This window comes from Kitasatospora sp. NPDC094028, assembly GCF_049543595.1.
GTDB lineage: Bacteria > Actinomycetota > Actinomycetes > Streptomycetales > Streptomycetaceae > Kitasatospora.
Window position 1 is genome coordinate 282080 of sequence record NZ_JBMVFA010000004.1, and the last position, 22457, is coordinate 304536.

Annotated in this window: 22 protein-coding genes; 13 read left to right on the plus strand and 9 right to left on the minus strand. The window is 74.2% G+C overall.

Features of this window, described 5'->3' with window-relative positions:
- Positions 1-24 precede the first annotated feature (24 nt).
- Complete coding sequence (gltX, locus tag ACPC54_RS09085; protein ID WP_498963214.1) at positions 25-1386, minus strand: glutamate--tRNA ligase; 1362 nt, start codon at positions 1384-1386, stop codon at positions 25-27.
- A gap of 86 nt (positions 1387-1472) precedes the next feature.
- Between gltX and ACPC54_RS09090 the strand changes: the two genes are divergently transcribed.
- Entirely contained in the window at positions 1473-2021 is a 549-nt protein-coding gene (locus tag ACPC54_RS09090) for a GNAT family N-acetyltransferase (protein ID WP_498962841.1), read from the plus strand.
- Positions 2022-2264: 243 nt separating this feature from the next.
- The gene (locus ACPC54_RS09095; RefSeq protein WP_498962843.1) at positions 2265-3107 is read left to right on the plus strand and encodes a hypothetical protein; all 843 of its coding nucleotides are present in this window, start codon (positions 2265-2267) and stop codon (positions 3105-3107) included.
- A gap of 169 nt (positions 3108-3276) precedes the next feature.
- Here ACPC54_RS09095 and ACPC54_RS09100 read toward each other — a convergent pair whose 3' ends face one another.
- Both ACPC54_RS09100 and ACPC54_RS09105 read right to left on the minus strand, forming a co-directional pair.
- Positions 3277-3774 carry a hypothetical protein gene (locus ACPC54_RS09100; RefSeq protein ID WP_498962845.1) on the minus strand — a complete coding sequence of 166 codons (498 nt, stop codon included), beginning with the start codon at positions 3772-3774 and terminating at the stop codon, positions 3277-3279.
- 235 nt (positions 3775-4009) lie between these two features.
- Positions 4010-5629 carry a CehA/McbA family metallohydrolase gene (locus ACPC54_RS09105; RefSeq protein ID WP_498962847.1) on the minus strand — a complete coding sequence of 540 codons (1620 nt, stop codon included), beginning with the start codon at positions 5627-5629 and terminating at the stop codon, positions 4010-4012.
- A 460-nt stretch (positions 5630-6089) separates the two neighbouring features.
- On the opposite strand from ACPC54_RS09105, the gene ACPC54_RS09110 reads away from it, so the two are divergent.
- A complete protein-coding gene (locus ACPC54_RS09110; protein ID WP_498962849.1) occupies positions 6090-6800 on the plus strand; it encodes a polysaccharide deacetylase family protein in 711 nt (236 codons plus the stop codon).
- Between the two features lie 10 nt (positions 6801-6810).
- Here ACPC54_RS09110 and ACPC54_RS09115 read toward each other — a convergent pair whose 3' ends face one another.
- The 3 genes from ACPC54_RS09115 to ACPC54_RS09125 all read right to left on the minus strand — a co-directional run bounded on the left by ACPC54_RS09115 (position 6811) and on the right by ACPC54_RS09125 (position 8201).
- Positions 6811-7194: a barstar family protein gene (locus tag ACPC54_RS09115; protein ID WP_498962851.1), complete on the minus strand. Its 384-nt coding sequence runs from the start codon at positions 7192-7194 to the stop codon at positions 6811-6813.
- A 72-nt stretch (positions 7195-7266) separates the two neighbouring features.
- The gene (locus ACPC54_RS09120; protein ID WP_498962853.1) at positions 7267-7920 is read right to left on the minus strand and encodes a 4'-phosphopantetheinyl transferase family protein; all 654 of its coding nucleotides are present in this window, start codon (positions 7918-7920) and stop codon (positions 7267-7269) included.
- Between the two features lie 77 nt (positions 7921-7997).
- Entirely contained in the window at positions 7998-8201 is a 204-nt protein-coding gene (locus ACPC54_RS09125) for a hypothetical protein (protein WP_498962855.1), read from the minus strand.
- Positions 8202-8486: 285 nt separating this feature from the next.
- Between ACPC54_RS09125 and ACPC54_RS09130 the strand changes: the two genes are divergently transcribed.
- The 5 genes from ACPC54_RS09130 (at position 8487) to ACPC54_RS09150 (ending at position 11905) form a co-directional block, all read left to right on the plus strand.
- Complete coding sequence (locus ACPC54_RS09130) at positions 8487-8972, plus strand: cysteine/serine endopeptidase inhibitor (RefSeq protein ID WP_498962857.1); 486 nt, start codon at positions 8487-8489, stop codon at positions 8970-8972.
- A 117-nt stretch (positions 8973-9089) separates the two neighbouring features.
- Positions 9090-10052, plus strand: a complete 963-nt coding sequence (locus tag ACPC54_RS09135; protein ID WP_498962859.1) for a DUF6528 family protein — start codon at positions 9090-9092, stop codon at positions 10050-10052.
- Between the two features lie 333 nt (positions 10053-10385).
- Positions 10386-10685 (plus strand): hypothetical protein, encoded by a 300-nt coding sequence (locus ACPC54_RS09140; RefSeq protein ID WP_498962861.1) that lies wholly within the window; start codon positions 10386-10388, stop codon positions 10683-10685.
- Positions 10682-11233, plus strand: coding sequence for an acyl-CoA thioesterase (locus ACPC54_RS09145; protein WP_498962863.1), 552 nt, complete (start codon positions 10682-10684; stop codon positions 11231-11233). The genes ACPC54_RS09140 and ACPC54_RS09145 overlap by 4 nt, the downstream gene beginning before the upstream one ends.
- A 276-nt stretch (positions 11234-11509) precedes the next feature.
- The gene (locus tag ACPC54_RS09150; protein ID WP_498962864.1) at positions 11510-11905 is read left to right on the plus strand and encodes a DUF2267 domain-containing protein; all 396 of its coding nucleotides are present in this window, start codon (positions 11510-11512) and stop codon (positions 11903-11905) included.
- Between the two features lie 20 nt (positions 11906-11925).
- Here ACPC54_RS09150 and ACPC54_RS09155 read toward each other — a convergent pair whose 3' ends face one another.
- Complete coding sequence (locus ACPC54_RS09155; RefSeq protein WP_498962866.1) at positions 11926-12867, minus strand: ROK family protein; 942 nt, start codon at positions 12865-12867, stop codon at positions 11926-11928.
- Between the two features lie 128 nt (positions 12868-12995).
- Between ACPC54_RS09155 and ACPC54_RS09160 the strand changes: the two genes are divergently transcribed.
- Complete coding sequence (locus tag ACPC54_RS09160; RefSeq protein ID WP_498962868.1) at positions 12996-13583, plus strand: DUF1707 SHOCT-like domain-containing protein; 588 nt, start codon at positions 12996-12998, stop codon at positions 13581-13583.
- 6 nt (positions 13584-13589) lie between these two features.
- On the opposite strand, the gene ACPC54_RS09165 is transcribed toward ACPC54_RS09160, so the two are convergent.
- Together ACPC54_RS09165 and ACPC54_RS09170 are read right to left on the minus strand one after the other, a co-directional pair.
- The gene (locus tag ACPC54_RS09165; protein WP_498962869.1) at positions 13590-14825 is read right to left on the minus strand and encodes a cytochrome P450; all 1236 of its coding nucleotides are present in this window, start codon (positions 14823-14825) and stop codon (positions 13590-13592) included.
- A gap of 160 nt (positions 14826-14985) precedes the next feature.
- On the minus strand, positions 14986-18192 hold the full coding sequence (locus ACPC54_RS09170; protein ID WP_498962871.1) for a M28 family peptidase: 3207 nt from the start codon (positions 18190-18192) through the stop codon (positions 14986-14988).
- 271 nt (positions 18193-18463) lie between these two features.
- Between ACPC54_RS09170 and ACPC54_RS09175 the strand changes: the two genes are divergently transcribed.
- The 4 genes from ACPC54_RS09175 to ACPC54_RS09190 all read left to right on the plus strand — a co-directional run bounded on the left by ACPC54_RS09175 (position 18464) and on the right by ACPC54_RS09190 (position 22396).
- Positions 18464-19897 (plus strand): NsdA family TPR-like regulatory protein, encoded by a 1434-nt coding sequence (locus ACPC54_RS09175; protein ID WP_498962873.1) that lies wholly within the window; start codon positions 18464-18466, stop codon positions 19895-19897.
- Positions 19898-20079: 182 nt separating this feature from the next.
- Positions 20080-20496: a GntR family transcriptional regulator gene (locus tag ACPC54_RS09180; RefSeq protein WP_498962875.1), complete on the plus strand. Its 417-nt coding sequence runs from the start codon at positions 20080-20082 to the stop codon at positions 20494-20496.
- Positions 20493-21335 (plus strand): ABC transporter ATP-binding protein, encoded by an 843-nt coding sequence (locus ACPC54_RS09185; RefSeq protein ID WP_498962877.1) that lies wholly within the window; start codon positions 20493-20495, stop codon positions 21333-21335. The genes ACPC54_RS09180 and ACPC54_RS09185 overlap by 4 nt, the downstream gene beginning before the upstream one ends.
- Positions 21332-22396 carry an ABC-2 membrane transporter-related protein gene (locus ACPC54_RS09190; protein ID WP_498962879.1) on the plus strand — a complete coding sequence of 355 codons (1065 nt, stop codon included), beginning with the start codon at positions 21332-21334 and terminating at the stop codon, positions 22394-22396. The genes ACPC54_RS09185 and ACPC54_RS09190 overlap by 4 nt, the downstream gene beginning before the upstream one ends.
- Positions 22397-22457: the final 61 nt, after the last annotated feature.

A 22457-nucleotide genomic window follows, 5' to 3' on the forward strand; every position in this document is an offset into this window, starting at 1 on the left:
ACCAGGGTGTGCGGGCCCCGGGCATCACGCCAGCTCGGCCAGCGCCTTGTCCAGCCGCATCAGGGTCCTCTCGCGGCCGAGCACCTCCAAGGACTCGAACAGCGGCAGCCCCACCGTCCGGCCGGTCACTGCCACCCGCACCGGCGCCTGGGCCTTGCCGAGCTTCAACCCGAAGACGGCCGCTGTCTCCTCCATGACCGCCTTGAGTGAGGCCGTGTCCCACTGGGCCTCGGCCAGGCGCCGCCGCGCTTCCCGAAGCAGGTCCGCCGCCCCGTCCTTCATGGCCTTCGCCCACGACGTCTCGTCGCGCAGCGGCTCGTCCAGGAACAGGAAGTCGACGTAGGCGGTGATCTCCGACAGCACCGAGATCCGCGTCTGCGCCAGGCCGGCCACGGCGACGAACTGTGCCGGATCGAACGCTTCCGCCGGCCATGGGGCCCGAGGTGCGGACAGCCACGGCGCGCACGCCGCCACGAACTCGTCGACCGGAAGTGCCCGCAGGTACTCGCCGTTGAACGAGGCCAGCTTCTTGATGTCGAAGAACGCCGAGGAGCCGTTCACGTCTTCCACGCGGAAGAGCTGTTCCAGCTCGGGGTACGGCCGGATCTCGACGTCGTCCTTCGGGCCCCAGCCCAGCAGCATCAAGTAGTTGACCATCGCCTCCGGCAGGTAGCCCTCGGTCAGGTAGTCCTCCAGAGCCACCTTGTCACGCCGCTTGGACAGCTTCTGCCGCTTCTCGTTCACGATGACCGGCAGGTGCGCCCACACCGGGGGCTCGGCGCCCAGGGCGCGCCACAGCAGTTGCTGCTTGGGGGTGTTGGAGAGGTGCTCCTCGCCGCGGATGACCTGGGTGATGCCCTCGTCGAGGTCGTCGACCACGTTGGCCAGCAGGAACACCGGACTGCCGTCGCCCCGCGCGACCACGAAGTCCTCGATGGCCGCGTTGGGGAACTCGGGGTTGCCGCGGATCAGGTCGACCATCACAGTGACCCCGCCGTCCGGGGTGCGGAACCGCAGCGCCCGCCCGGCTTCGAAGCCGAGGCCGCGCTCGCGGCAGAACCCGTCGTAGCCGAGCTGCTGGGAGCCGGTGCGCTCGGTCACCTGCTCGCGCGTGCAGTCGCAGTAGTACGCGAGGCCGGCCTCGTACAACTCGGCGGCGGCTTCGCGGTGCCGGGCCTCGTTCTCCGACTGGAAGTAGGGGCCTTCGAACGCCGGGTCCGCCTTCGAGATGCCGATGGACGCGAGCGCGCTGATGATCCCCTCGGTCCACTCCTCGCGATTACGAGCCGCATCGGTGTCCTCGATCCGCAGGACGAACCTGCCGCCGCGCTGTCGTGCGGTCGCCCAGTTGTAGAGCGCCGAACGGGCTCCACCGACGTGGAACATGCCAGTAGGGCTCGGAGCGAAGCGGACGCGGACAGGCGAGGAGGCAACGGTCATGCGAACACGGTAGCGGCGCCCGTGGATTCGAGTTGCCGTTCACCGTGATCGATGTTGACCTGATGATGGACAGGAGCGGCGCCGGGGCGTCCAGAGGCGTATCGCGAGTTCATCCGATCGAAGGACGAGCCGGTGTGGATGTACGGAGAGCGACAGGCGCAGATGCGCTGTCGATAGCCCGCCTCCGCGCGGAGATGATCAAGGCTGCCCCGACTGGCCGGTGGTTCGAGGACCTCACCGCCTACCTGGTGGACGGGCTTGCCCGCGCTGAGGACATGGCCGGATTCGTCGTCGACGGGCCAGCCGATTCTCTCGCCTCGGTCGCGCTCGGAAGCATCTACAAAGCGCCGCCCGGGCCGACATACAGCGGCCGGACCGGATATGTGCACCTTGTCCTGACGGCACCCGGCTACCGCCGCCAAGGGAACGGTAGGGCGGTCACGACCAGCCTCCTGGCCTGGTTCTGGGACCAGGGCTGTGGGCTGGTCAGCCTCAACGCAAGCGCGGACGGAGCGCAGTTGTACCGTTCGCTCGGCTTCGAGAAGAATGCGCGCGCCATGAGGCTTTTCGGCAGGTCGTGAAACGCTGGACCTGACCCGGCGGGAGCAGGGATCGCTGCTCCCGCACCGAAATTCCGCAAAAGCCTCACGCTGTGTCAAGTGACGTGGTACGTTCCGTACTCCAACAGAAAATAGGCGACCCCGGCGGTGCAGCAACACCCCGGGGTCCGGCAACAGGAGCAGCAACTCCCGATGCGCGTACATCGTACCCAACACGCACGTCATTTCACCGTGCTACCCAACGCCCTACTCCAGTACCGGCGTTTGAGCTACACCGCCCGCGGCCTGCTTGTGGACCTCCTCTCCCGCCCCGATGGCTGGCGGGAGGACGGTCGGCACATGGCCGACTCCAGCCCGCAGGGGCGCGGCGCGATCCGCAAGGCTCTGAAGGAGCTGACCGACGCGGGCTTCTACCGCGTCGAGAAGATCCGCATGCCGGACGGCACTATCCGCACCGAGACTCACGTGTACGACACGCCATGGTTCGCACCGGCTGCCGCCCGTCCGGCGCCCGGTCGGGCGGCCACCGGCTGTACTGGCAGCACTGTTGTAAAGGACCGGCGCCAAGAACCCGCCCTCCCCACGGGCCCAGCCGATCAAAGCGACCCGGGCGGACGGGAGGAGCCTCCCGAGAACCCCGAAGAAACGGTCGCCCTCCCGGATGAGCAGGTCCGCGCGGCGGTGGCCACTCTGTTCCGGGTGATCCGGCCCGAGCCGCGGCTGCGCCTGGGCGAGGCCGAGGCGCGGGAGTTGGCGCCGCTGGTCGTGCAGTGGCTGGCGCGCGGCAGTACGCCCGCCGACTTGGCCCATGCCCTGTTGCCGGGGCTGCCCGTCGCGATGCACTCGGCGGCGGCGGTGCTCCGCTACCGGCTGGAGCACAAGATGCCGCCGGCCCCGGCCGCAGCGGCAGCAGCCCGGTACGCCGAGTGCGCCAAGTGTCACGACCCCGTGCCCCGGCCGGGTATCTGTCGCCCGTGCGCGGGCCTGGCAGCCCGAACCCCCATGGTCGGCCAGGGGGCGGACGTGGCGGCCGCAGGTGCTGCCAGAGTCCGAACCGCCTTGCGCTCCGCACTGGCCGGCGGTCGGCCTGCGCACATGGCCGCCTGAGAGCTGCTGTCCCGCCGGTCCGAGCGCCGCGTGCCGCCCGGCACGCGGCGAGGGCAGGGGCGGGCACCCGCCGGCAGGCGGGTGGGGGGTGGATGGTGGGGAACGGTGGTGAGGCTACTCGATAAGGGGATGATGCGCGGGTGTTCACCCGGCGGCGGGTCGGGGCCCGTCACCAGCCGAGCAGGTGGGTGCGGTCGGCGAGGGCGGTGAGGATGGTGTCGGCGGTGGCTTCGGGGGTGAGCGCGGCGGCGTCGAGGCTGTGCCGGGCGAGGGGGGAGTCCGCGGCGGCGGGCCGGAGGACGACGTAGTGCAGGGCGGCGCCGGTGGTGCGGCTCTCGCGGCGGAAGGTGTCCAGGGTGGGCGGGACGTCCGCGGCCTCGACGACGACCTGGTAGCCGCCGGTGGCGTAGGCGAAGGCGGCTTGGGCGGCGGCCGCGAGGGCGGTGGCGTTCCGGCGCCGGACCTCGGGCGGGTGCGGCGGGAGCTGCCCGGTGCGGATGACCTTCAGGAAGTCGTCCGTCCGCAGGTGGACGCTCGGGTCCAGCCGCGCCGCCAGCAGCTCCGCGACCGGGCTGTGCCCGTCCCCGGACGGGTCGACGAGGACGAGGACGCCCCCGGCTCCCCGACCGCCTCCGAGTTCCGGCCCACCTACGGTCGTACGGTTCACAGCTGCTGATCCCTTCGCGGGCCGGGGACGGGGACGGGAAGCCGGGGCGAGGCGGTCGGAGCACGGGGGGACGGCCGGTCCGCCCGGATACGGACAACCGACCGCCTCGTCCCTACGACTGATGCGTTCGGGGATCAACCTAGTCCAACCGGGTGCCCGGAGTCCTCCCCCCTCCCGGCCCGCGGCGGCCGCACCGCCCCGCCGCGGAGGCCCGGTGCGGCCGCCGCGGTGCCGGTCAGCGGCCCTCGACGCGCAGCACGACCGGGTTGGTGAGGGCCGCCATCGGCCCCCACGGCAGGTCCGGCCCCATCGAGTTGCCCTTGCCCGCCGTGCCGTCCGCCTTCGGGTGGCGGACTTCGGCGCGGACGTACGCGGCCAGCGACGCGGTGGTGCGCCACACCACCGTGCCGGAGCCGTCCGCGGCCAGCGGCTCCTGGTGCATCTGCCCCTCGTCGGTGAGCAGCCGCACGGTGCCGCCGGGCACCCCGGAGACGGTGAGGCGGACGTCCAGCGGGGCGTCGGCGGGGACGGTCAGCTCCTCGCCGATGCCGGCCTGGCGGCCGTGCCCGGTGACGGTGAGGTCCAGCCGGACGGCCGCGGACTCGGCGAGCCAGCTGCGCCCGGCGCGCAGTCCGTCGAGGATCGCGTCCCGGGTCAGGTCCTCGGCGAGCACGACGTTGTGCGGCGAGCCGATCACCTGCGGGGCGCTGTGCGCGTCGCTGTTGCCCATCGCGGGCGTCCAGCCGCGGCCGTGCCGCAGGGCGACGGCGAGCCGGGAGTCCCAGGTGTCGACGGCCGACTCGTCGTCGTACGTCCAGGGCCCGTTCCACACCTCGACGGCGTCGGCCTGCTCGTAGCCGAACTTCCACTGGCAGGCGACGTACGGGCAGTACGGGTGCGCGGGCACCACCAGGGCACCGGAGCGGTGGACCTCGCGGACGAGGCGCGGGTACTCCTCGTCGCGGGAGCGGTAGCGCCAGTCGACGAACTCGCCGGCCGGCAGGCCGAGGGCCAGCCAGTGGCCGTTGCGGGTGGTGACCTCCTCGCCGGTCAGGATCAGCAGGTCAGGGCCGGCCAGCGGGCCCCAGACGGCGTGCGAGGAGCTGGTGTTGTGGTCGGTCGAGACGATGAAGTCCAGGCCGGCCTCGCGGGCTCCGGCGGCCACCTCCTCCGGGAGCCGCCGGCCGTCCGAGTGCACGGTGTGCAGGTGGCAGTCGCCGCGGTACCAGGCCCGGCCGCGGCCGCGGGCGCGCTCCGGCGGGTAGTGCGGGGTGAACTCCGGGCCGGGCTCGCCGAACCGCAGGGTGACCTGGACGTGGTAGTCCAGGCCCTGCGGGGCCACCTGGTAGGGGCCGAGCACGATGTGCCAGGTCCCCGGGTTGATCGGGCCGGGCAGGTAGCCGGGGGTCGCGGTGTCCGCGGCCACGCTGAACTCGGTGCGGAAGCCGCCGGACCAGCCGCGGAAGCCGTCGCCGCCGAGGTCGGTGCCGCGCTCGTCGAAGATGCCGATGTCGCAGGAGTTGCCGGGGGTGCCGGCCGGGACCGGCGGCTTGTCGTAGCCGTACGAGACGGCGATCTCCCGGACGCCGTCCGGGACTTCGACCGGCAGGTGGACGAAGTCGGGGGAGCCGGTGGGGAGGTGGCCGGTGAGGGTGAAGGTCCGGTCGGCGGGGGCGTCGGCGGCCGCGGCGGTGCCGGCCGCCGCGGTGCCGGCCGCCGCGGTGGTGGCGGCGGTGGCCGCGGCGAGGGCGAGGGCGCCGCGCAGGACGGTCCGGCGGTCGGGCCGGGGCGCGGAGGTGGGCGCGGGCGCGGATGTGGGCTCGGCTGCGGGGTCGGCTGCGGGGTCGGTGGGCATCGGGGCCTCCGGGGGGCGGCGGTCGGGTCGCTCGCGGACCTACCCCGCGGGGTGAACCGGCGGTGAGGCGCGGCCCACCGGGGCGGGGCGAGCGGGTGAAGGGGGCCGGGTGGGGGTGGGCCGGTGGAGCGGAGTTGCGCGGTGTGACGATTCATCGGTACATGGTTCGTGGGTACCGGAAGCCGGGCGTGGAACGGAGGCGGGTGTGGGGCTGAGTCGGCGGGCGCTGCTGGCGGCGGTGGCCGGGGGTGCTCTGGCCGGGTGCCGGGCCTCGGGGGGCGGGGCGGGGCCGGCGGCGGCACCGGGGAGTCCGTCCGCCGCCGCGCCGGTGTCGGCGTCGCCGACCGCCACCGCTGCCGCCACCGCTGCGCCTTCGTCGGGTGCCGCGCCGACGACCGGGGCGGCCACCGCCGCACCCACCGCCGCGCCCTCCGCCGCACCGTCCGCCGCACCGTCCGCCGTGAAGGAGCCGACCCGGGCGGAGGTGGTGCGGCGCTACGGCGGTGCGAGCCCGGCCGACTGGGGGCTGGAGGTCCCCGGGGTGGTCACCGAGCTGCCGGACGGGCAGCGGGCGACGGCGCTCACCTTCGACGCCTGCGGGGGCGCGGGCGGCAACGGCTACGACGCCGCGCTGATCGACTTCCTGCGCGAGCACGCCGTCCCGGCCACCCTGTTCCTGAACGCCCGCTGGATCGACGCCAACCCGGACGTCTTCGCCCGGCTCGCCGCCGACCCGCTGTTCGAGATCGGCAACCACGGCACCGCGCACCGCCCGCTCTCGGTCACCGGCCGCTCCGCCTACGGCATCGCCGGCACCCGCGACGTGGGCGAGGTGTACGACGAGATCGCGGGCAACGCGCAGCAGCTCACCGGGCTGCTCGGGCGGCCGCCCCGGTTCTTCCGCTCCGGCACCGCGCACTACGACGACGTGGCCACCAGGGTGGTCGCCGACCTGGGCGAACGGGTGGCCGGCTTCTCCGTCAACGGGGACGGCGGCGCCACCCTGAGCGCCGCCGAGGTGCGGCGGGAGGTGGCGGGGGCCCCGGTCGGTGCGATCGTGATCGGGCACATGAACCACCCGGGCGGCGGCACCGCCGCCGGGGTGGCGGCGGCGGTGCCGGGGATGCTGGCGGCGGGGCGGCGGTTCGTCCGGCTGTCGGAGGTGTTCTGACGCGTGGGCGTCACGCCAGGCGCAGGCCGCCCGGGTGCTCGTCCTCGATGATCCGGACCAGCCAGTCGAAGACGGTCGGCCCCTTCCCGGCCCGGGCGGCGGCCAGTTCGGCGGCCACGTGCTCGCGGTTGGCCGGGTGGCAGCGGGTCTGCCGCTGCTCCAGCCGGCGGACGGTCTCCGGGTAGCCGAGGCTGCGCCGGGAGGCCTCGTGGTCGCGCCACTCGATGACCCAGTCGCCGTCGTCGGGCGTGCCGTAGCCGCCGCGCAGGCAGTCGGCGAAGGCGTCGAGGTTGCGGCCGAAGTAGCCGTCGACGCCGATCGTCCGTCCGACCGCGTCCCAGAAGTCGTCCAGGGTGCGGATCTCACCGCCGTCGATCACATAAGTCACCGTCACAGGACCGAGCATATGCCGCGGGCCTGTCCGGCGAACGCCCGAACGGCCCCGGCGTGACGGCGGTTACGGCCGCTACGGGGCGACGGCGATGGCGGTGGCGAGCAGGCCGTCGCGCACCGCCCAGCGGCCGTCGAAGCCGTCCAGGCGCCGCCCGGAGACCTCCGGGCCGGGGACCAGCAGGCGGGCGGTGAAGGTGCCGTCCGGGTCGAGGGTCAGCTCGGCTTCGCTGAACTCCAGGAACTTCAGGGTCAGCGGGAACCACGCCTTGTAGACGGACTCCTTGGCGCTGAACAGGATGCGGTCCCAGGGGACGTCCGGCCGCGCGGCGCTCAGCTCGGCGAGCCGCCGCTGCTCGGCGGGCAGCGCGATCGCCTCCTGGACGCCCTCGGGCAGCGGCAGCGCCGGCTCGGCGTCGATGCCGATCGAGGCCAGCTCGCCGGCCCGGGCGACGGCGGCGGCGCGGAAGCCGTCGCAGTGGGTGAGGCTGCCGACCACGCCGTCCGGCCAGCTCGGGCCGCCGCGCAGGCCGGGCACGAGCGGGCGGTACGGGACGCCGATCCGGGTGAGGGCGGCGCGGGCGCAGTGCCGGACGGTGGTGAACTCGCGGCGGCGCTTGTCCACGGCCCGGGCGACCACGGCGGCCTCGGCGGGTTCCAGCCGGGCCTCCGGCGGGTCGTCGTAGGCCACCTCGGTCGCGACCACGTCCGGCAGCAGGTCCCCGATCATGCGTTCCCCCCTCGGGCTCGCGCGCGGGTGGATCGCCGCGCGGGACGAGCCTATCGCCAGACGGACGGCTGCTGCCCCTACTGCCCCAGAAGCCGGGCGAAGTCCAGGCCGAGGCTGCCCAGGACCGGGAGCGCGCCGAGGTCGGTGACGCCGCCGACCGGGATGCTGTAGCCCTGGTTGACCTCGCGGGGCCGGGCGTCGGCGGCGGCCGGTGCGGCGGAGGCGGCGGCAGCCGGGAGCAGGACGGTGCCGAGGAGCAGGGCGGCGAGTGCGGTGCGCATCTGGCGGGGCCTCCGGGGGCGGGCTGGGTTCCGGGTGTGACGTGGTGTCAACTCGTCGGGCTGCCGCGGGGTCACGCATCTTCGCCTCTTCGGGGGCATTGGTAAAGATCTCTGCCTTGTGTTCATGCCAACACGGCAGAGGTCTGGACCGTGTCCGCATCGGTTGCATACGTTCCTGTTGTCCGATAGCGCATCGAGCCGGCCCGGACCGGTGGCACCCCCGTGCGCTATCGGCGTTCTCCCTGTCATGAGCACGTCATTCGACTGACCGACCGGAGGGGAACCATGCGCGCCATCAGCAAGAACCTCAGGATCCTCGCGGGCGCACCGCTCGCCGCCGCCGCCCTCCTCGCCCTGACCGCGGGCAGCGCGAGCGCGGCCATCCCGATCAACAAGCCGATGACCGGCAAGGCGACCTACTACACCGACGCCGGTTACGGCGCCTGCGGCACCCAGATCAACGCCTCCAGCCAGCTGCTGGTCGCCGTCCCGCGCAGCTGGTGGACCTCCGCCAACCCCAACAACGACCCGCTCTGCAAGGGCATTTCGGTCAAGGTGACGTACCAGGGCAAGACCGTCACCGTCCCGGTCAAGGACCAGTGCCCCTCCTGCGACGCCACCCACATCGACCTCAGCCAGCCCGCCTTCGCCAGGCTCGCCCCGCTCGACAAGGGCGTCATCAGCGGGCTCACCTGGCAGTTCGTCAAGACGGGTTCGAACGGGAAGACCGTCGAGCTCTCCGCCCCGGTCGCCGCCGACACCCTCGGCTGACGGGGCCGCCGAGCCGGCGCCCGCCCGTACCCGCAGCGCCGCGGGGGCGGGCGGGCGTCCGGCCGTTCGGCGGCGTGCCGTGGTGCGCGGGCGGTGCCGAGGCGGCAGCGTGGGGGCGTGCGCGGAAGAGCCCTGGCGGCCGTGGGGGCCGTGTTGCTGCTGTGCGCGCCCGGCGGGCAGGCCGCCGCGAAGTCGCCCGGATGGGCGGTCGCGGCCGTCGACCAGGGCTCCCGGCGGGTGCTGGTGCTGCAGAGCGCCGAGGAGCTGATGGCCTACCAGGGGCCGGACCGGCTGCCCGTGTGGTGGAGCTGGAGCGCCGACCGGGAGCCCGGGCTGGCCGACCTGCGGCCGGACCGGAGCTGGAGCAACCCGGACGAGGCCAAGAGCCGGGTCCGGCAGGGCCGCCGGCACCTGATCGCCACCGCCTCCGGCGGCCTCGCCGTCGTCGTCGACACCGCGACCCGCCGGGTCCGCTGGGCGGCGGACCTCGGCGCCGCCGCCAACCCGCACAGCATCGAACTGCTGCCGGACGGCAACGTCGCCGTCGTGGCGAGCGCCGGCGGCTGGGTCCGGCTGTACGCGGCCTCCCAGGGCCCGCGCGACGCCCGGTACGCCGGGTACCCGCTGCCGGGCGCGCACGGCGTCCAGTGGGACGGGCGGACCGGACTGCTCTGGGCACTCGGCGACGACGCGCTGGTCGCGCTGCGGGTCGGCGGCACCCCGGCCGCGCCCGCCCTGACCCCGGTCCGCCGGGTACCACTGCCCGACCGGGGCGGGCACGACCTCGCGCCGGTGCTGGCCGAGCCCGGGCGGTTCTGGGTGAGCACCCTGCGGCACCTGTACCGGTACGACCCGGCCGCCGACCGCTTCACCCCCGTCCGGCCGGCCGATCCGGCCGCCGAGCGGGACGTCAAGAGCATCGGCGACGAGCCCTTCACCGGCCGGCTGCTGACCGTCGCCCCCGAGCACGAGGGCCCGTGCGACTGGTGCACCTCGGTGATCACCCTGCACCGGCCCGAGGGCCTGCGGGTGCTGCGCGGCACGCGGCTGTACAAGGCGAGGTGGTGGAGTGCTCTTTAGCAGATCGGTGACGCTCGGTAGTCGATTTTGCGGCCCGGGTCGGCGATACCACCCGATTCGGCGAAGGCATTCGGCTGATGGGGCATATTGTGTACCCCGGCAAACTACTCCAATGGAAGTCAGTTTCCGGTCCACCTCCGGAAACCATCTGCCGACCCGCGCCGACTGGGATAGCGTCGAAGGCGTCGGGGGGCCGAACGCCGATACGGTGCATTCGTTCACCAGCCAGCGGGCCGTCATGGCAGTCACTGTCGGAATACAGTCATGGAGAAAATCATGTCGAAGATGCGGAACAGGCAGAACGCACCAGCAGAACGGCGCATCGGGAATTCCGTGGCGGAGAGCCGGTCGGAGGTCATCGACGACCTGCAGCTCGCCGTGGACTCGCTCGCCGCATTTCCGGCCCGTACCGCCACCGGCGGCGTGGACGTCACCGAACGGCTCGCCGCCGTCGCCGACCTGTGCCGGTCGGTGGACGCCGTGCTCGACAGCCTGGTCGTGCAGGCCGCCGCCGAGGCCGCCGAGGAGGGCTGGACCGCGGCGCGGATGGCGGCCGAACACTCCGGCTACTACGCCCGGTTGCGGCGCGCCCTGCTCCCGGCCGGGGCCGGCGCCGGGCTGACGGAGCAGTGAGCGCGTCGAGCCCGGTCGGGCACGTGCTGTCCTGCTCCACCCGCTGGAGCGACGTCGACGAGAACGGGCACATCAACAACGCCCGCTTGGTCGGCTACATCCAGGAGGGGATTTACGACCTGTTCCGCCACCACGCGACCGCCGTCCGGGAATCCCTGTTCCCGTCCGGATTCATTATCGCGCGGCACGAGATCGATTATCTCGAGCAGTTGCACCACCAGCCCGAGCCGTTGTCCGTGCGGTTGACCGTCGAACGGCTCGGCCGGAGTTCCGCGCACGTCGAGGTGAATGTCCTCCGCGAGCCGCGCACCTTTATGCGGGCGCGCACCGTCGTGGTCGCCCGGGACCGCGAATCCGGCCGGTCGCGCAAACTCAGCCCGAGCGAGCGACGCTTTCTCGCGGGCTTTATGCCGGAGGACGCGCGGGCCGCCGAGGCGGCGGCCACCGCCCCGTCCGCCGTGCCCGCCCAGCGGGTCCCGGCCCGCAGCGGTGGCAGAGTGTCATCGCCGCTGCGCCCGCGCCGGCGCTGCCGCACCTCGGCGGGCTGAGCCGCCTCTTCGGCCGCCCACGGCCCCTCGGACCCCGGGGCCCGGCGGCGTCCCGTGCCGGCCGCGGCACGGACCGGCGGCGCGATCGACAACGGCGTCGATCCGCCCGTCCGGTCGCCCCTCCCGGCCCGACTTCCGGCCCCGCTTCCCGGGCCGTTCGACCGGTCTCGTCGTCGGCGGGCCGCAGTACGCTGAGCAGGACGGGCCCCGGAGCGTCCCACGGGGGTCGGGCACGCGGGGGTCCCGCCGGTCGCCCTCGACCGGAAGGAGGACGCGATGACCATCAGCCGGGAGGACTTCCTCGCCCGCGTCGTCGAACGCGGCGAGTACCGGGACGAGGCCGAGGCGGAGCACGCCACCCGGGTCGTGCTCGGGCTGCTCGGCGAGCACCTGGTGGGCGCCGAGCGCGCCGAACTCGCCGACGCCCTGCCGGAGGCCTACGCCGGACCGCTGCGCGACTCCGGCCCCGCCTGCGAACCGCTGACCGCCGAACGCTTCGTCCAGGCCGTGGTCGGCTGGATCGACGGCGCGACGGTCGCCACCGCGCAGTGGGACATCGGGGCGGTGCTCAGCACCCTCGCGGACCTGGTGCCCGGGCAGTTGGTCGACCGGGTGGTCGAGCAGCTTCCGGACGGCTACGACCTGCTGTTCGGGCACCCGCAGCGGGCCTGAGGGGCCCAGGGCGTGTCCTCTCAGCGGCAGAGCGCCGCCGCGCCGATCAGCCCCGCGTCGGTGCCCAGCTCGGCGCGGCGCACGTCCAGGCCGCGTACGTACGGCAGGGCCGCGTAGCGGTCCAGGTGACGGGCGAGCGGCGCGAACAGCACGTCCCCGGCCTCGGCGACCCCGCCGCCGACGACCACCCGGCCGAGGTCGACCAGCGCGGCCGTGGCGGCGATCCCGGCGGCCAGCGCCTGCGCCGCGCGGTCGAAGGCGGCGAGCGCGACCGGCTCGCCGCCCGCCGCCGCGGCCGCCACCGCCCGGGCCGAGCGGTCCTCGCCGTCCGGCCGCCAGCCCGCGGCGAGGGCCCGGCGGGCGATCGCGGTGCCGCTGGCGATGCCCTCCAGGCAGCCGCGCGAACCGCACGGGCACGGCTCGCCGTCCAACTCGACGGTGATGTGGCCGAGATGGCCCGCGTTGCCGCTGCGCCCCGGCCGTACCGCGCCGTCCAGCACCAGCCCGGCGCCGACGCCCGTCGACACCACCAGGCAGAGCGCGTCCGCGGCGCCCCGGGCCGCGCCCCGCCAGTGCTCGGCGGCGGCCATCACCACGCCGTCCCCGGCCAGCCGGACGGGCAGGGCGCGGGCGGCCACCGCCGGGTGCGCGGCGGCCTCGGCGACCAGCGGGAAGTCGCGCCAGCCGGGGATGTTGACCGGGCTGACGGTGCCGGCCGCGAGGTCGACCGGGCCGGCGCTGCCGATCCCGAGGGCCGTCACGGCGGGCCAGTCGGCCGTGGCCGCGAGGTGGTCCAGGACCTGGTGCACGACCGCGAGCACGTCCGTGCCCGCGGCCCGGGCGGGGGTGGGCAGCCGGTGCCGGTGCCGGAGCCGTCCGGCACCGTCGACCAGCGCGCCGGCGATCTTGGTGCCGCCGATGTCGACGGCGGCGAACAGCGGGCCGGCGGGGGTGGGGGTCATCGCGGCGGGCTCCAGGGTCTCGAAGGGGGCGGGGGCTCAAGGACGGACTCAAGGACGGGCTCAAGGACGGCGCGCACAGCGTAGATCAGGCCGGTGATCGCGTCGGCGGTGTGCCGTACAGTCGGCGCATGAGCGATGAGCAGCTGCCGACCGTCCGGACGGTGCCGGAGGCCGGGGTCGACGCCCGGGCGGGGGACGCCGACCGCGAGGCGGTGGCCGAGCAGTTGCGGATCGCGGCCGGTGAGGGGCGGATCGACCTCGCCGAGCTGGACGAGCGGCTGGAGCTCGCCTTCGCGTCCCGGACGTACCGCCAACTCGACTCGCTGGTCGCCGACCTGGCGCCGCGCGAGGAGCCGGCGGGGGCGGCGGACGAGCCGCTGGTGCTGCGGACCAGGATGCGGCACATCCTGCAGAAGGGCGTGTGGGAGGTGCCGCGCCGGATCGTCGCCGAGACCGGGATGGGCCTGATCGTGCTGGACTTCACCTCGGCCGTCTGCCCGCACCGCGAGGTCACCGTCGAGGCGACCTGCGGCGCGGGCCAGATCAAGCTGGTCGTCCCCCAGGGCTGGGGTGTCCGGATCGGCCGGTCGAGCACCAACACCGGGCAGATCGTCAGCAAGGCCCGGACCGAGGCCGATCCGGGATTCCCGGTCGTCACCGTGATCGGGCACCCGCGCTCCGGCTACGTCCGGATCAAGCAGTCCCGCCGAGGATGAGGCCCGTCAGCGCAGGACGGCCGGGGTCGGGCCGTCCGGGCGGACGGTGATGCTGTAGGCGTTGCCCCGGGGCACCGACTGGAACTCCAGGCGGCCCAGCGGCAGCAGGAGTTCGAGCAGCGCGGTGGTCTCGCGCAGCGCGAACTGGGTGCCCAGGCAGGCGCGGGCGCCGAGGCCGAACGGGACGTACGCGCCGACGTGGGCGGGGCGGGCGGCGCCAGGGGAGAAGCGGGCCGGGTCGAAGCGCAGCGGGTCGGGCCACAGTCGCGGGTCGCGCTGCATCAGGTACGGGCAGACCAGCACGTCGGTGTCGGCGGCGATCCGGTGGCCCTCGACCACGTCGTCCTCGACGGCGTACCGGGGCAGGATCCAGGCGGAGGGGTAGAGCCGCAGGGTCTCCTCGACCAGCGCCCGCGGGTCGGCCGTGCGGGCCTCGGGGAAGCGGTCGAGCAGCAGGAAGAGCCAGGTGAGGGTGCTGGCGGTGGTCTCGTGCCCGGCGACCAGCAGGGTGACCAGTTCGTCGCGGATCAGCGTGTCGGTGTACTCCGGGTACTGGTCGCCAGCGTCGAGCAGGGTGCGCAGCACGCCGGGCTCCGGGGTGTCGGCGGTGCGGGCGGCGTCGATCGCGGCCTGCGCGACGGCGTCGATCAGCGCGAGGTCGGGCGCGACCGCGCGGCGGGCGTCCTCGGCGTCCCCGGGCAGGGTCGGCATCGCGGCGACCACCCGTTCCACCGCGCGCAGTTCGGCGTCGGTGCGGTCGTCCAGCGGCAGCCCGGTGAGGGCGCGCCAGACGGTGTCCAGGGCGAAGCCGCGCATCTCCTCGGCGACGTCGAAGGTCTCGCCGGTGCGCCGGTAGCCGGCCCAGCGTTCGGCGGTGCGGCGGGCGGCGGCGGCGATCCGCTGCTCGTAGCGGCGCATCCCGGTGCCGGTGAACTGGGACTGCAGGAGCCGCCGTTGGCGCTTCCAGGCGTCCCCGGTGGCGGACAGCACGCCGTCGCCGACCAGCATCCGGGCGCGGTGCGGGCGCTTGACGTAGCGGTCCGGGTGGCGGCCGAGCACGTGCTGGACGGCGGCCGGGTCGGTGACCAGGACGGTCGGGTGCGGGCCGAGCCGGAAGCCGGCCAGGCCGCCGTGGGTGCGCCGGGCGAGGTCCAGCAGGTCGACCAGGTCGGTGCCCGCGGCGCGCCACTGCTCGACCGCCTCGGGGGCCAACTCGGGTACGGCGCGGGTCTGCTGGATCACCTGGGGGGCTCCTCGGCTCGGTCGGGTGCGGGTGGGTCGATGCGCCCGCACCCGTCTGACTGTCCGTGAGCAGGGTAGACGGCTGCGCCGCGATCCGTCCCCTCAAACGGATCGCGGCGCAGCGGCTCGGGTGGTGTCAGGCGTCAACCGGACGGGCCGGTCAGATCGCCTCCCACAGGGCGGGGACGATCGGCGGTTCCCAGCCGACCTGGGCGGTGTGACCCTGGACGCAGCGGTAGCCGACCCCGTTGTAGGTCACCACGTCGCCGACCTGGTAGGTGGTGCCGGGCGTCCAGGTGCCGCCCGGGTTGGGCGCGCCGCCGCCCACGACCAGCGAGAAGCCGGTGCTGTGGGTGGCCGACCCGGTGCCGGTGACGGTGATGCTGTAGGTGCCGGCGGCGGTGGCGGCGGAGGTGCTGATGTTCAGCGTGGAGGAGCCGCCGGTCTGCACCGAGGTCGGGCTGAGCGAGACCGTCACGCCGGCCGGGGCGCCGGTGGCCGTCAGGCTGACGGTCTGGGCGGAGCCGGAGGTGGTGGCGGTGGAGACGGTGGCGCTGGTGGAGTCACCGGGCTTGACGGTGGCGGTGGCCGGGTTCACCGAGAGGGAGAAGTCGTTGGCGGGGGTGGTGCCGCCGACCGAGGTCTTCCAGATGGTGTAGGCCACGCCGTTGGCGCTGCGGCCGAGCGGGGTCGCGTCGACGTTGCCGGTGGTGTCGCAGGACTGGTGGTAGCAGGAGTCGTAGGACTGGCCGGCCTGGCCGCCCCACTTGGCCGCCTGGGCGGAGGTCTTGACGGCGTCGGCGCCGGCCGCGTAGCCCGAGGTCGGGATGCCGGCCTGCTGGAAGGAGTAGTCGTCCGAGCGGCCGACGCCCTCGGTGTTCTCCTCCGGCTGGAGGTTCAGCGAGTCCCAGTACGCCTTCATCGGCGCGGCGGCGCTGGAGGAGATGTTGTTGATGAAGTAGCCGGCGTTGGGCGAGCCGACCATGTCGAAGTTGTAGTAGCCCTTGATCGCGGAGCGCTGGGCGGAACTCAGCTGGCCGACGTAGGAGTTGGAGCCCTGGAGGCCCTGCTCCTCGCCGGTCCACCAGGCGAAGCGGACGTGGCGGCTCAGGGACGGGTTCTGCTGGGCGAGCGTGAGGGCGTTCTCCAGCAGGGTGGCCGAGCCGGAGCCGTTGTCGTTGATGCCGGGGCCGGCCGAGACGCTGTCCAGGTGGGCGCCGAACATGGTGACCTGGTCGGACGGGCCGCCCGGCCAGTCGGCGATCAGGTTGTTGGAGCGGTAGGTGCAGGAGGTGCAGGTCTGCTCGACGACGGTGTAGCCGGCCGCCTGGAGCTTGGCCTTGATGAACGCCACGGACTGGGTGTGCCCGCCGCTACCGGCCAGGCGGTTGCCGCCGTTCTGGCCGGCGATGCTGTTCAGCTGGCTCAGGTCGGCCTGGATCTTGGCGACGTCGATGGTGGGCGGGGTGCCCGGGTTGGGCGCGCCGCCGCCGACCGTCAGGGTGTACTGGGCGGTGTGGGTGGCCGCGCCGGCGGTGCCGGTGACGGTGATCGTGTAGGTGCCCGCCGCCGCCGAGTTGCTCGCCGACAGGGTCAGCGTGGCGGAGGAGCCGGCCTGGACGGACGACGGTGAGACGGTCGCGGTGACCCCGGTCGGGGCGCCGGTGGCGGTCAGGCCGATGGTCTGCGCGGTGCCCGAGGTCACCGCGGTGCCGATCGTCGCGGTGGTCGAGGAGCCGGGCTGGACGGAGCCGGAGGCCGGGCCGAGGTTGAGCGAGAAGTCGTTGTTGCCGGACGGCGTGCAGCTCGGGTCGCCGCTCTGCGCCGGGACGCTGACCGCGTCCCAGGCCGCCTTGGTGCGGTTGTAGAAGGTGCAGGTCGGGTCGAGGTTCTTGGCGGCGGTCAGGGTGGTGGTGCGGTACCGCTTGTAGGTCATGCCGCTGGTCTTGAGCAGCATGCCGCCGTACCAGACCTGGCCGGCCTGCTTCATGCCGATGCCGGTGACCGAGGAGCCGTTGCAGGTCGGGCTGGTGGGCTTGCCGTTGGCGCCGGTGGAGCCGTTGGACAGCAGGTAGAACCAGTGGTTCAGCGGGCCGGCCGCGGCGTGCACCTCGGTGCTGGGGATGGACGAGGAGTAGCAGTCCGGGTCGTTGTTGACCAGGGAGGGCTGGTACAGGTTGCGGATCGGGCCGTTGCCGACCAGGTTGATCTTCCGGCCGACCTGGTAGTCCGGGTAGTCGTAGGGCGCGGGCTCGTTGTTGTACTCCTTGGTGAGCGCGCCGAAGATGTCGCCGGTGCCCTCGCCGAGGCCGTTCTCGTTGTTGGCGCCGCCGGGGGTGTACTGGTCGATGCCGTGGCCGAACTCGTGGCCGACGACGTCCTGGGAGCCGATCCACTCGCCGGCCTGGCTGTGGCCGATCGAGACGGAGCTGCCGTCCCAGTACGCGTTGACGTCGCTCAGGCCGACCTTGATCGGCCAGCTGCCGCCGTTGCCGTCGTGCCCGTTGCGACCGAGCCAGTCGCGGAGCATGTCCCATTCCTTCTGGGCCGCGAACATGGCGTCGGCGCAGCCGGTCTCCTTGCTGGAGGGGTCGCCGTTGCCCCAGGAGTCGGAGGACTTGCGGAAGACCTGGCCGGTGCCGTAGTCGGAACAGTTCAGGCCGGGCCGGTTCGGGTCGGTCAGGGAGTACGAGCCGCCGGAGTTGGTGGTGCTGATGGTGAGCGGGGCGGGGCCGTTCCACTTGCTGTTGACGGTGCCGGCCTCGACGTCGTCGTAGCGGTCGACGACCTCGCCGGTGGCGGCGTCCACGAAGACGTGCAGGCTGCTCGGCGCGCTCGCCGTCCGGCCCTTGAGCACCGTCTCCCAGGCGAGCCGGCCGGTGCCGTCCTTGACCCGGACGACCAGGCGGCGCTGGGCCACCGAGTCGACCGCGGGCAGCTGGGCGCGCGCGGTCCGCTCGGCGTCGGCGGCGCTGACCTTCGGGGTGGTCGAGCCGCCGACCGGCCCGGGGGCGGCCGACTGCGAGGCGTGCACCTTGCCCTGGCCGTCCGCGAGCACGACGGCGTCGCCGCCGACCACGGGGATGCCGTGGTAACTGCGCTCGTAGGAGACGGAGTAGAGGCCGCCGAGCCACGGGGTGACGGATCGGCGCTCGTAGGTCTCGTCGGGGCCCTTGGCCAGCGAGTCCAGGCCGGCCGCGGTGGCCGCGTCGGCGGCGTTCACGGCGACGGCGAGGGCGCTGGGCGGGGCCGGTGCGGGTGTGGGCGCGGCGGTGGCCGGCCCGGAGGTGGCGGCTATGGTGCCGACCAGAAGCGTCAGGGTGGTCGCCGTGGTGAGCAACCGTCCTGCGGACACTCTGCGTTGCATCGAGGCTCCTCGAACGTGGGGGTCCTCGACCGCGGACGGCATGCCGGATCCGCCGCAGGCCGCTTCCGGGGACGGCCGTGCGGGGCCGTCCGCGCTCGGGTGCCCGAACCCTCACATGGCGTCATGCCCGGGTCAATGGCTGGTGCGCGCTCGGCATAGGGTTGGCAAATTCCGTCAAGCCGGGCTTTTGTTCCAGTGGTTGAGACCTGATCAAGAATTGGTCGAGACCATGTCATGTACGGATCGCGCACCGTCCAGTACCGTCCTGCTCGTGGAGCGGAACCGAACGGGCCCCGACCCGCGGGCACCCCGGCCGGGCGGCCGGGAGGCGGACGCCTGGCGGGAGTTCGGCGCCCTGCTGCGGCACTGGCGGCGGCGGGCCGGACTGACCCAGGCCCAACTCGGCGCCGGGATCGGCTACGACCACACCGCCGTCAGCAAGATCGAGCACGGCGCCCGCAGGGTCACCCCGAGGATCGCCGACCGGATCGACGAACTGCTGGGCGCGGGCGGCGAGTTGCGAGCCGCCTGCCTGCGCGCCGAGACCGTCTGCCTGCGCGCCGAGACCGCCGGACTGCCCGTGCTGGAGCCGCTCGCGCCCGGGCTGCTGCGGGCGCCGCTGCCGGACGGGCCGCTGCCGCCCGCCGCCGCGGCGGGCGCCGGGAAGGCCGCGCCCGTACGGCCCCCCGGCCGGCTGCCGGACTACGGACTGCTCTGCCCGCTGCACGACGCCGAGGGCTGCGACGTCCCCGAACCGGCCGAAGTCGCCGCCCTGCACGCCGAGTTCTGCGCGGCCCGCCCGGGTGCTGCGCTGCCGCTGGACGCCGACACCGCGCACGCCCTGGCCGCCCGGCTCGCCGCCCAGCTGCGGGCCGGCGAGACCGGCGGCCGGCCCGGGCTGGTCGTCGCCGTCGAACGCACCCTGCGGGCCGTGCTCGCCCGGCTCGCCGTCGCCCCCGCCGCGCAGCGCCGCGCGCTGGCCCGGCTGGCCGCCGAGCACGCCCATGCCGCCGGCGCGCTGCGGATGCAGGACGGCCGCAACGCCACCGCGATGGCCTGCTTCGACCGCGCCCTCGGCTGGGCCGAACTCGCCGGGGACCAGGCCACCTCGGTCGGCACGCTCAGCGACCTCAGCACCCTGGCCCGGCTCGACGGCGACCCGGCCACCGCCCTCGGCTACGCCCGCGAGATCGCCCGGGCGGCCCCCGGCCGGCACTGGGCCGGCGCGATGGGGCGGATCGGCCAGGCCCGCGCGCACGCGCTGACCGGGGACGTCCGGGGCACCCTGCGGCACATCGACCGGGCCCGGCGGCACCTGGAGCACATCGGCGCCCGGGACGAGGCGGACGCGCCCTGGCTGACCATCGCCTCGATGCGGATGCGGGTCGAGGCCGCGGCCGCCGCCGCCCTGCGCGACCTCGCCGCGGCGGTCGACGACCCACGGCTGGCCCGGTGCGCCCTGGTCGCCGCCGAGACCGCGCTGGACCTGCTCGGCCCGGCCCAACTCCCGGCCAGCCGCCTGCTGTTCACCGTCCGGGTGGCCGACTGCCATGCCTGTGCGCACGACCCGCAGACGGCCCTGGACCTGCTCGGGCCCGCCCTGGAGGCCGGGCCGGTGGCCGGCCTGCCCGCGCTGGTCGGGTACGAGCTGCGCGGCCTGCGCGAGCGGCTGGCGGCGGCCCGGCCGCAGGCCGCCAGGTTCTGAGGCGACGGCACTCCTCCCGTCTGACGCTCCGACGCCTCGACGGCGCTGGCCGGCAAGCACCGCGTGTTGCCCGATTTCTGATGGACGGTCGCTATCGGAGGTGTTTCGCTGTAGTGATTGACTAGTGTTCTAGTTGACCATAACAATTCAGGGGCAGGCCTCAACCACCGAGGAGAAGCCCCGTGATCGAATTCCATGTGGACCGGACGGACGGCCTCCCGGCCTACGCCCAGCTGGTGCGGCAGGTCCGGGAGGCGCTCAGGCTCGGGCTGCTCAAGCCCGGCGACCGCCTCCCCGCCGTCCGCGACGTCGTCGTCGCGTGCACCATCAACGCCAACACCGTGCTCAAGGCCTACCGCGAACTGGAACACGTCGGCCTGGTCGAGGCCCGGCAGGGCTCCGGCACCTTCGTCACGGGCTCGCTCGGCGCCGTCGAGCCGCACGACATGGCGCGGCTGCGCACCGGGCTCGCCCGCTGGGTCTCCGACGCCCGCAAGGCCGGGCTGGAGGACGAGGACGTCAAGGCGCTCGTCACCGCCGTGCTCGCGGAGGAACCGGCCGCCGCCCAGCGCACCGCCCGCCACGGGGCCGACGCATGAGCACGGCCCTGGAAGTGCGCGGACTGACCAAGCGGTACCGCGGCGTCACCGCCCTCGACGACTGCGGCTTCACCCTCCCGGCCGGCGGCGTGGTCGCCCTGGTCGGAGCCAACGGCGCCGGCAAGTCGACCCTGCTGGGCATCGTCAGCGGCATGCTCCGGCCCACCGCCGGCGAGTACCGGGCGGACGGCCGGGTGGTGCTGCTCTCCCAGGACAAGCCGCTCTACCGCGACTTCTCCGTCGCCGACATGCTCAACTTCGGCCGCCACACCAACCACGTCTGGGACCAGCCCCGCGCGCTCGCCTGGCTGGAGCGCTTCCGCATCCCGCTCGACCGGCGCTGCGGCAAGCTCTCCGGCGGCCAGCAGGCCCAGGTGGCGCTCGCCGTCGCACTCGGCGCCTGCCCGTCGCTGCTCCTGCTCGACGAGCCGCTGGCCAACCTCGATCCCGTCGCCCGCAAGGCCGTCACCGGCGAACTGCTCGGCGAGGTCGCCGAGACCGGCATGACCGTCCTGCTCTCCACCCACGTCGTCGCCGAACTCGCCGGGGTGGGCGACCACTTACTGCTGCTCTCGCACGGCCGCAACCTCCTCGACGGCGACGTCGACGGCCTGCTCGACCAGCACCTGCGGCTCACCGGCCCGCGCGCCGAACGGCCGCCGGTCGAGGGCGAGATCGTCCACGAGACCCACACCGCCCGGCAGTCCACCTACCTCTGCCGCACCCTGCTCGGGCCCGCCACCCCGCTGGAGGCGCCGGGCTGGAGCGCCCACCCCGTCACCCTGGAGGACATCGTGCTCGGCTACCTCAGGACCTCGATCGGGGAGACCGGACTGTGAGCGCGCCCGCCACCACCCCGCCGCCCGCCGCCGTACGGCCCGCGCCCGCCGCCCGGGGGAACCTGTGGCGCGGCGTCCTCTGGCTCACCTGGCGCCAGCACCGGGCGCAGCTGATCGGCGCCGTCGCCGTCACCGCCGTCGTGCTGATCTGGATGGCCGTCAACGCCGCCGAGCTGCAGAGCGCGCTCGACCTGTGCCACGGGCCGGACTGCGCCAAGGCCGTCGCCGACGAACGGCTCGGCCGGATCAAGGACGCCGCCGACATCGCCGGCTACCAGCTGAACCTGGTGGTCTTCCTGCCCGCGATGCTCGGCATGTTCATCGGTGTGCCGCTGCTGGCCCGGGAGCACGAGCAGCGGACCCTGCAGCTCGCCTGGTCCCAGGACGTCAGCCCGCAGCGCTGGCTGTTCGGGAAGCTCGCCGTGCTCGGCACCGTCCTCGGCGCGCTGGCCGCCGCGCTCGCCGCCGAGTGCCTGCACCTCGCCCAGCTCGTCCACCTCGCCGACCGGCGCAGCCTGTTCGAGGGGACGCTCTTCCAGGCCGGCGGCTGGCTGCCGCTCACCCTCGCCCTCGGCTGGGGCATGTTCGGCGTGGCGGCGGGTGCGGTGCTGCGCCGGCTGCTGCCCGCGTTCGCGGTGGTGCTGGGCGCGTTCGGCGCGCGCACCTCGCTGATGGAGCAGCTGCGCCCGCACCTGCTCGACCCGGTGACGCGCACGCTCCCGCTCGGCCCGGAACGGGGCGGTGGCGGCGACCCGTTCGGGCCGGTGCCCAACGAGCTGCTGCTCGACGGCGGCAAGGCGCCGTTCGTGGACGTCGCCGGGGCCGTCCACCCGTACAACGAGGTGATGGGCCAGTGGTGCGGCAGCATCCAGGACGGGCGGGACGCGGCGTTCACCGGCTGCCTGCGGCAGCACGGGCTGGTCGGCATCCAGCAGAGCTACCAGCCGGCGGACCGGCTCGGGACCTTCCACCTGATAGAGAACGGGATGAACCTCACCGTCCTGGTGGTGTCCCTGGCCGTCGCCTGGTGGCTGGCCCGCCGGGCCCGGGCCGGCGCGTGACCGGCCCGGGTGACCGGCCCGGGGCGGGTGGCTCGCTTCAGGGTGAACCAGGTGCGGCGGG

Bases quoted from the DNA above. Each gene is read 5' to 3' on its own strand.
- ACPC54_RS09155 (WP_498962866.1), bottom strand. From the start codon at position 12,867: ATGACCCCCACCCCCGCCGGCCCGCTGTTCGCCGCCGTCGACATCGGC.
- ACPC54_RS09170 (WP_498962871.1), bottom strand. From the start codon at position 18,192: ATGCAACGCAGAGTGTCCGCAGGACGGTTGCTCACCACGGCGACCACC.
- gltX (WP_498963214.1), bottom strand. From the start codon at position 1,386: ATGTTCCACGTCGGTGGAGCCCGTTCGGCGCTCTACAACTGGGCGACC.
- ACPC54_RS09150 (WP_498962864.1), top strand. From the start codon at position 11,510: ATGACCATCAGCCGGGAGGACTTCCTCGCCCGCGTCGTCGAACGCGGC.
- ACPC54_RS09120 (WP_498962853.1), bottom strand. From the start codon at position 7,920: ATGATCGGGGACCTGCTGCCGGACGTGGTCGCGACCGAGGTGGCCTAC.
- ACPC54_RS09160 (WP_498962868.1), top strand. From the start codon at position 12,996: ATGAGCGATGAGCAGCTGCCGACCGTCCGGACGGTGCCGGAGGCCGGG.
- ACPC54_RS09185 (WP_498962877.1), top strand. From the start codon at position 20,493: ATGAGCACGGCCCTGGAAGTGCGCGGACTGACCAAGCGGTACCGCGGC.
- ACPC54_RS09105 (WP_498962847.1), bottom strand. From the start codon at position 5,629: ATGCCCACCGACCCCGCAGCCGACCCCGCAGCCGAGCCCACATCCGCG.
- ACPC54_RS09130 (WP_498962857.1), top strand. From the start codon at position 8,487: ATGCGCGCCATCAGCAAGAACCTCAGGATCCTCGCGGGCGCACCGCTC.
- ACPC54_RS09125 (WP_498962855.1), bottom strand. From the start codon at position 8,201: ATGCGCACCGCACTCGCCGCCCTGCTCCTCGGCACCGTCCTGCTCCCG.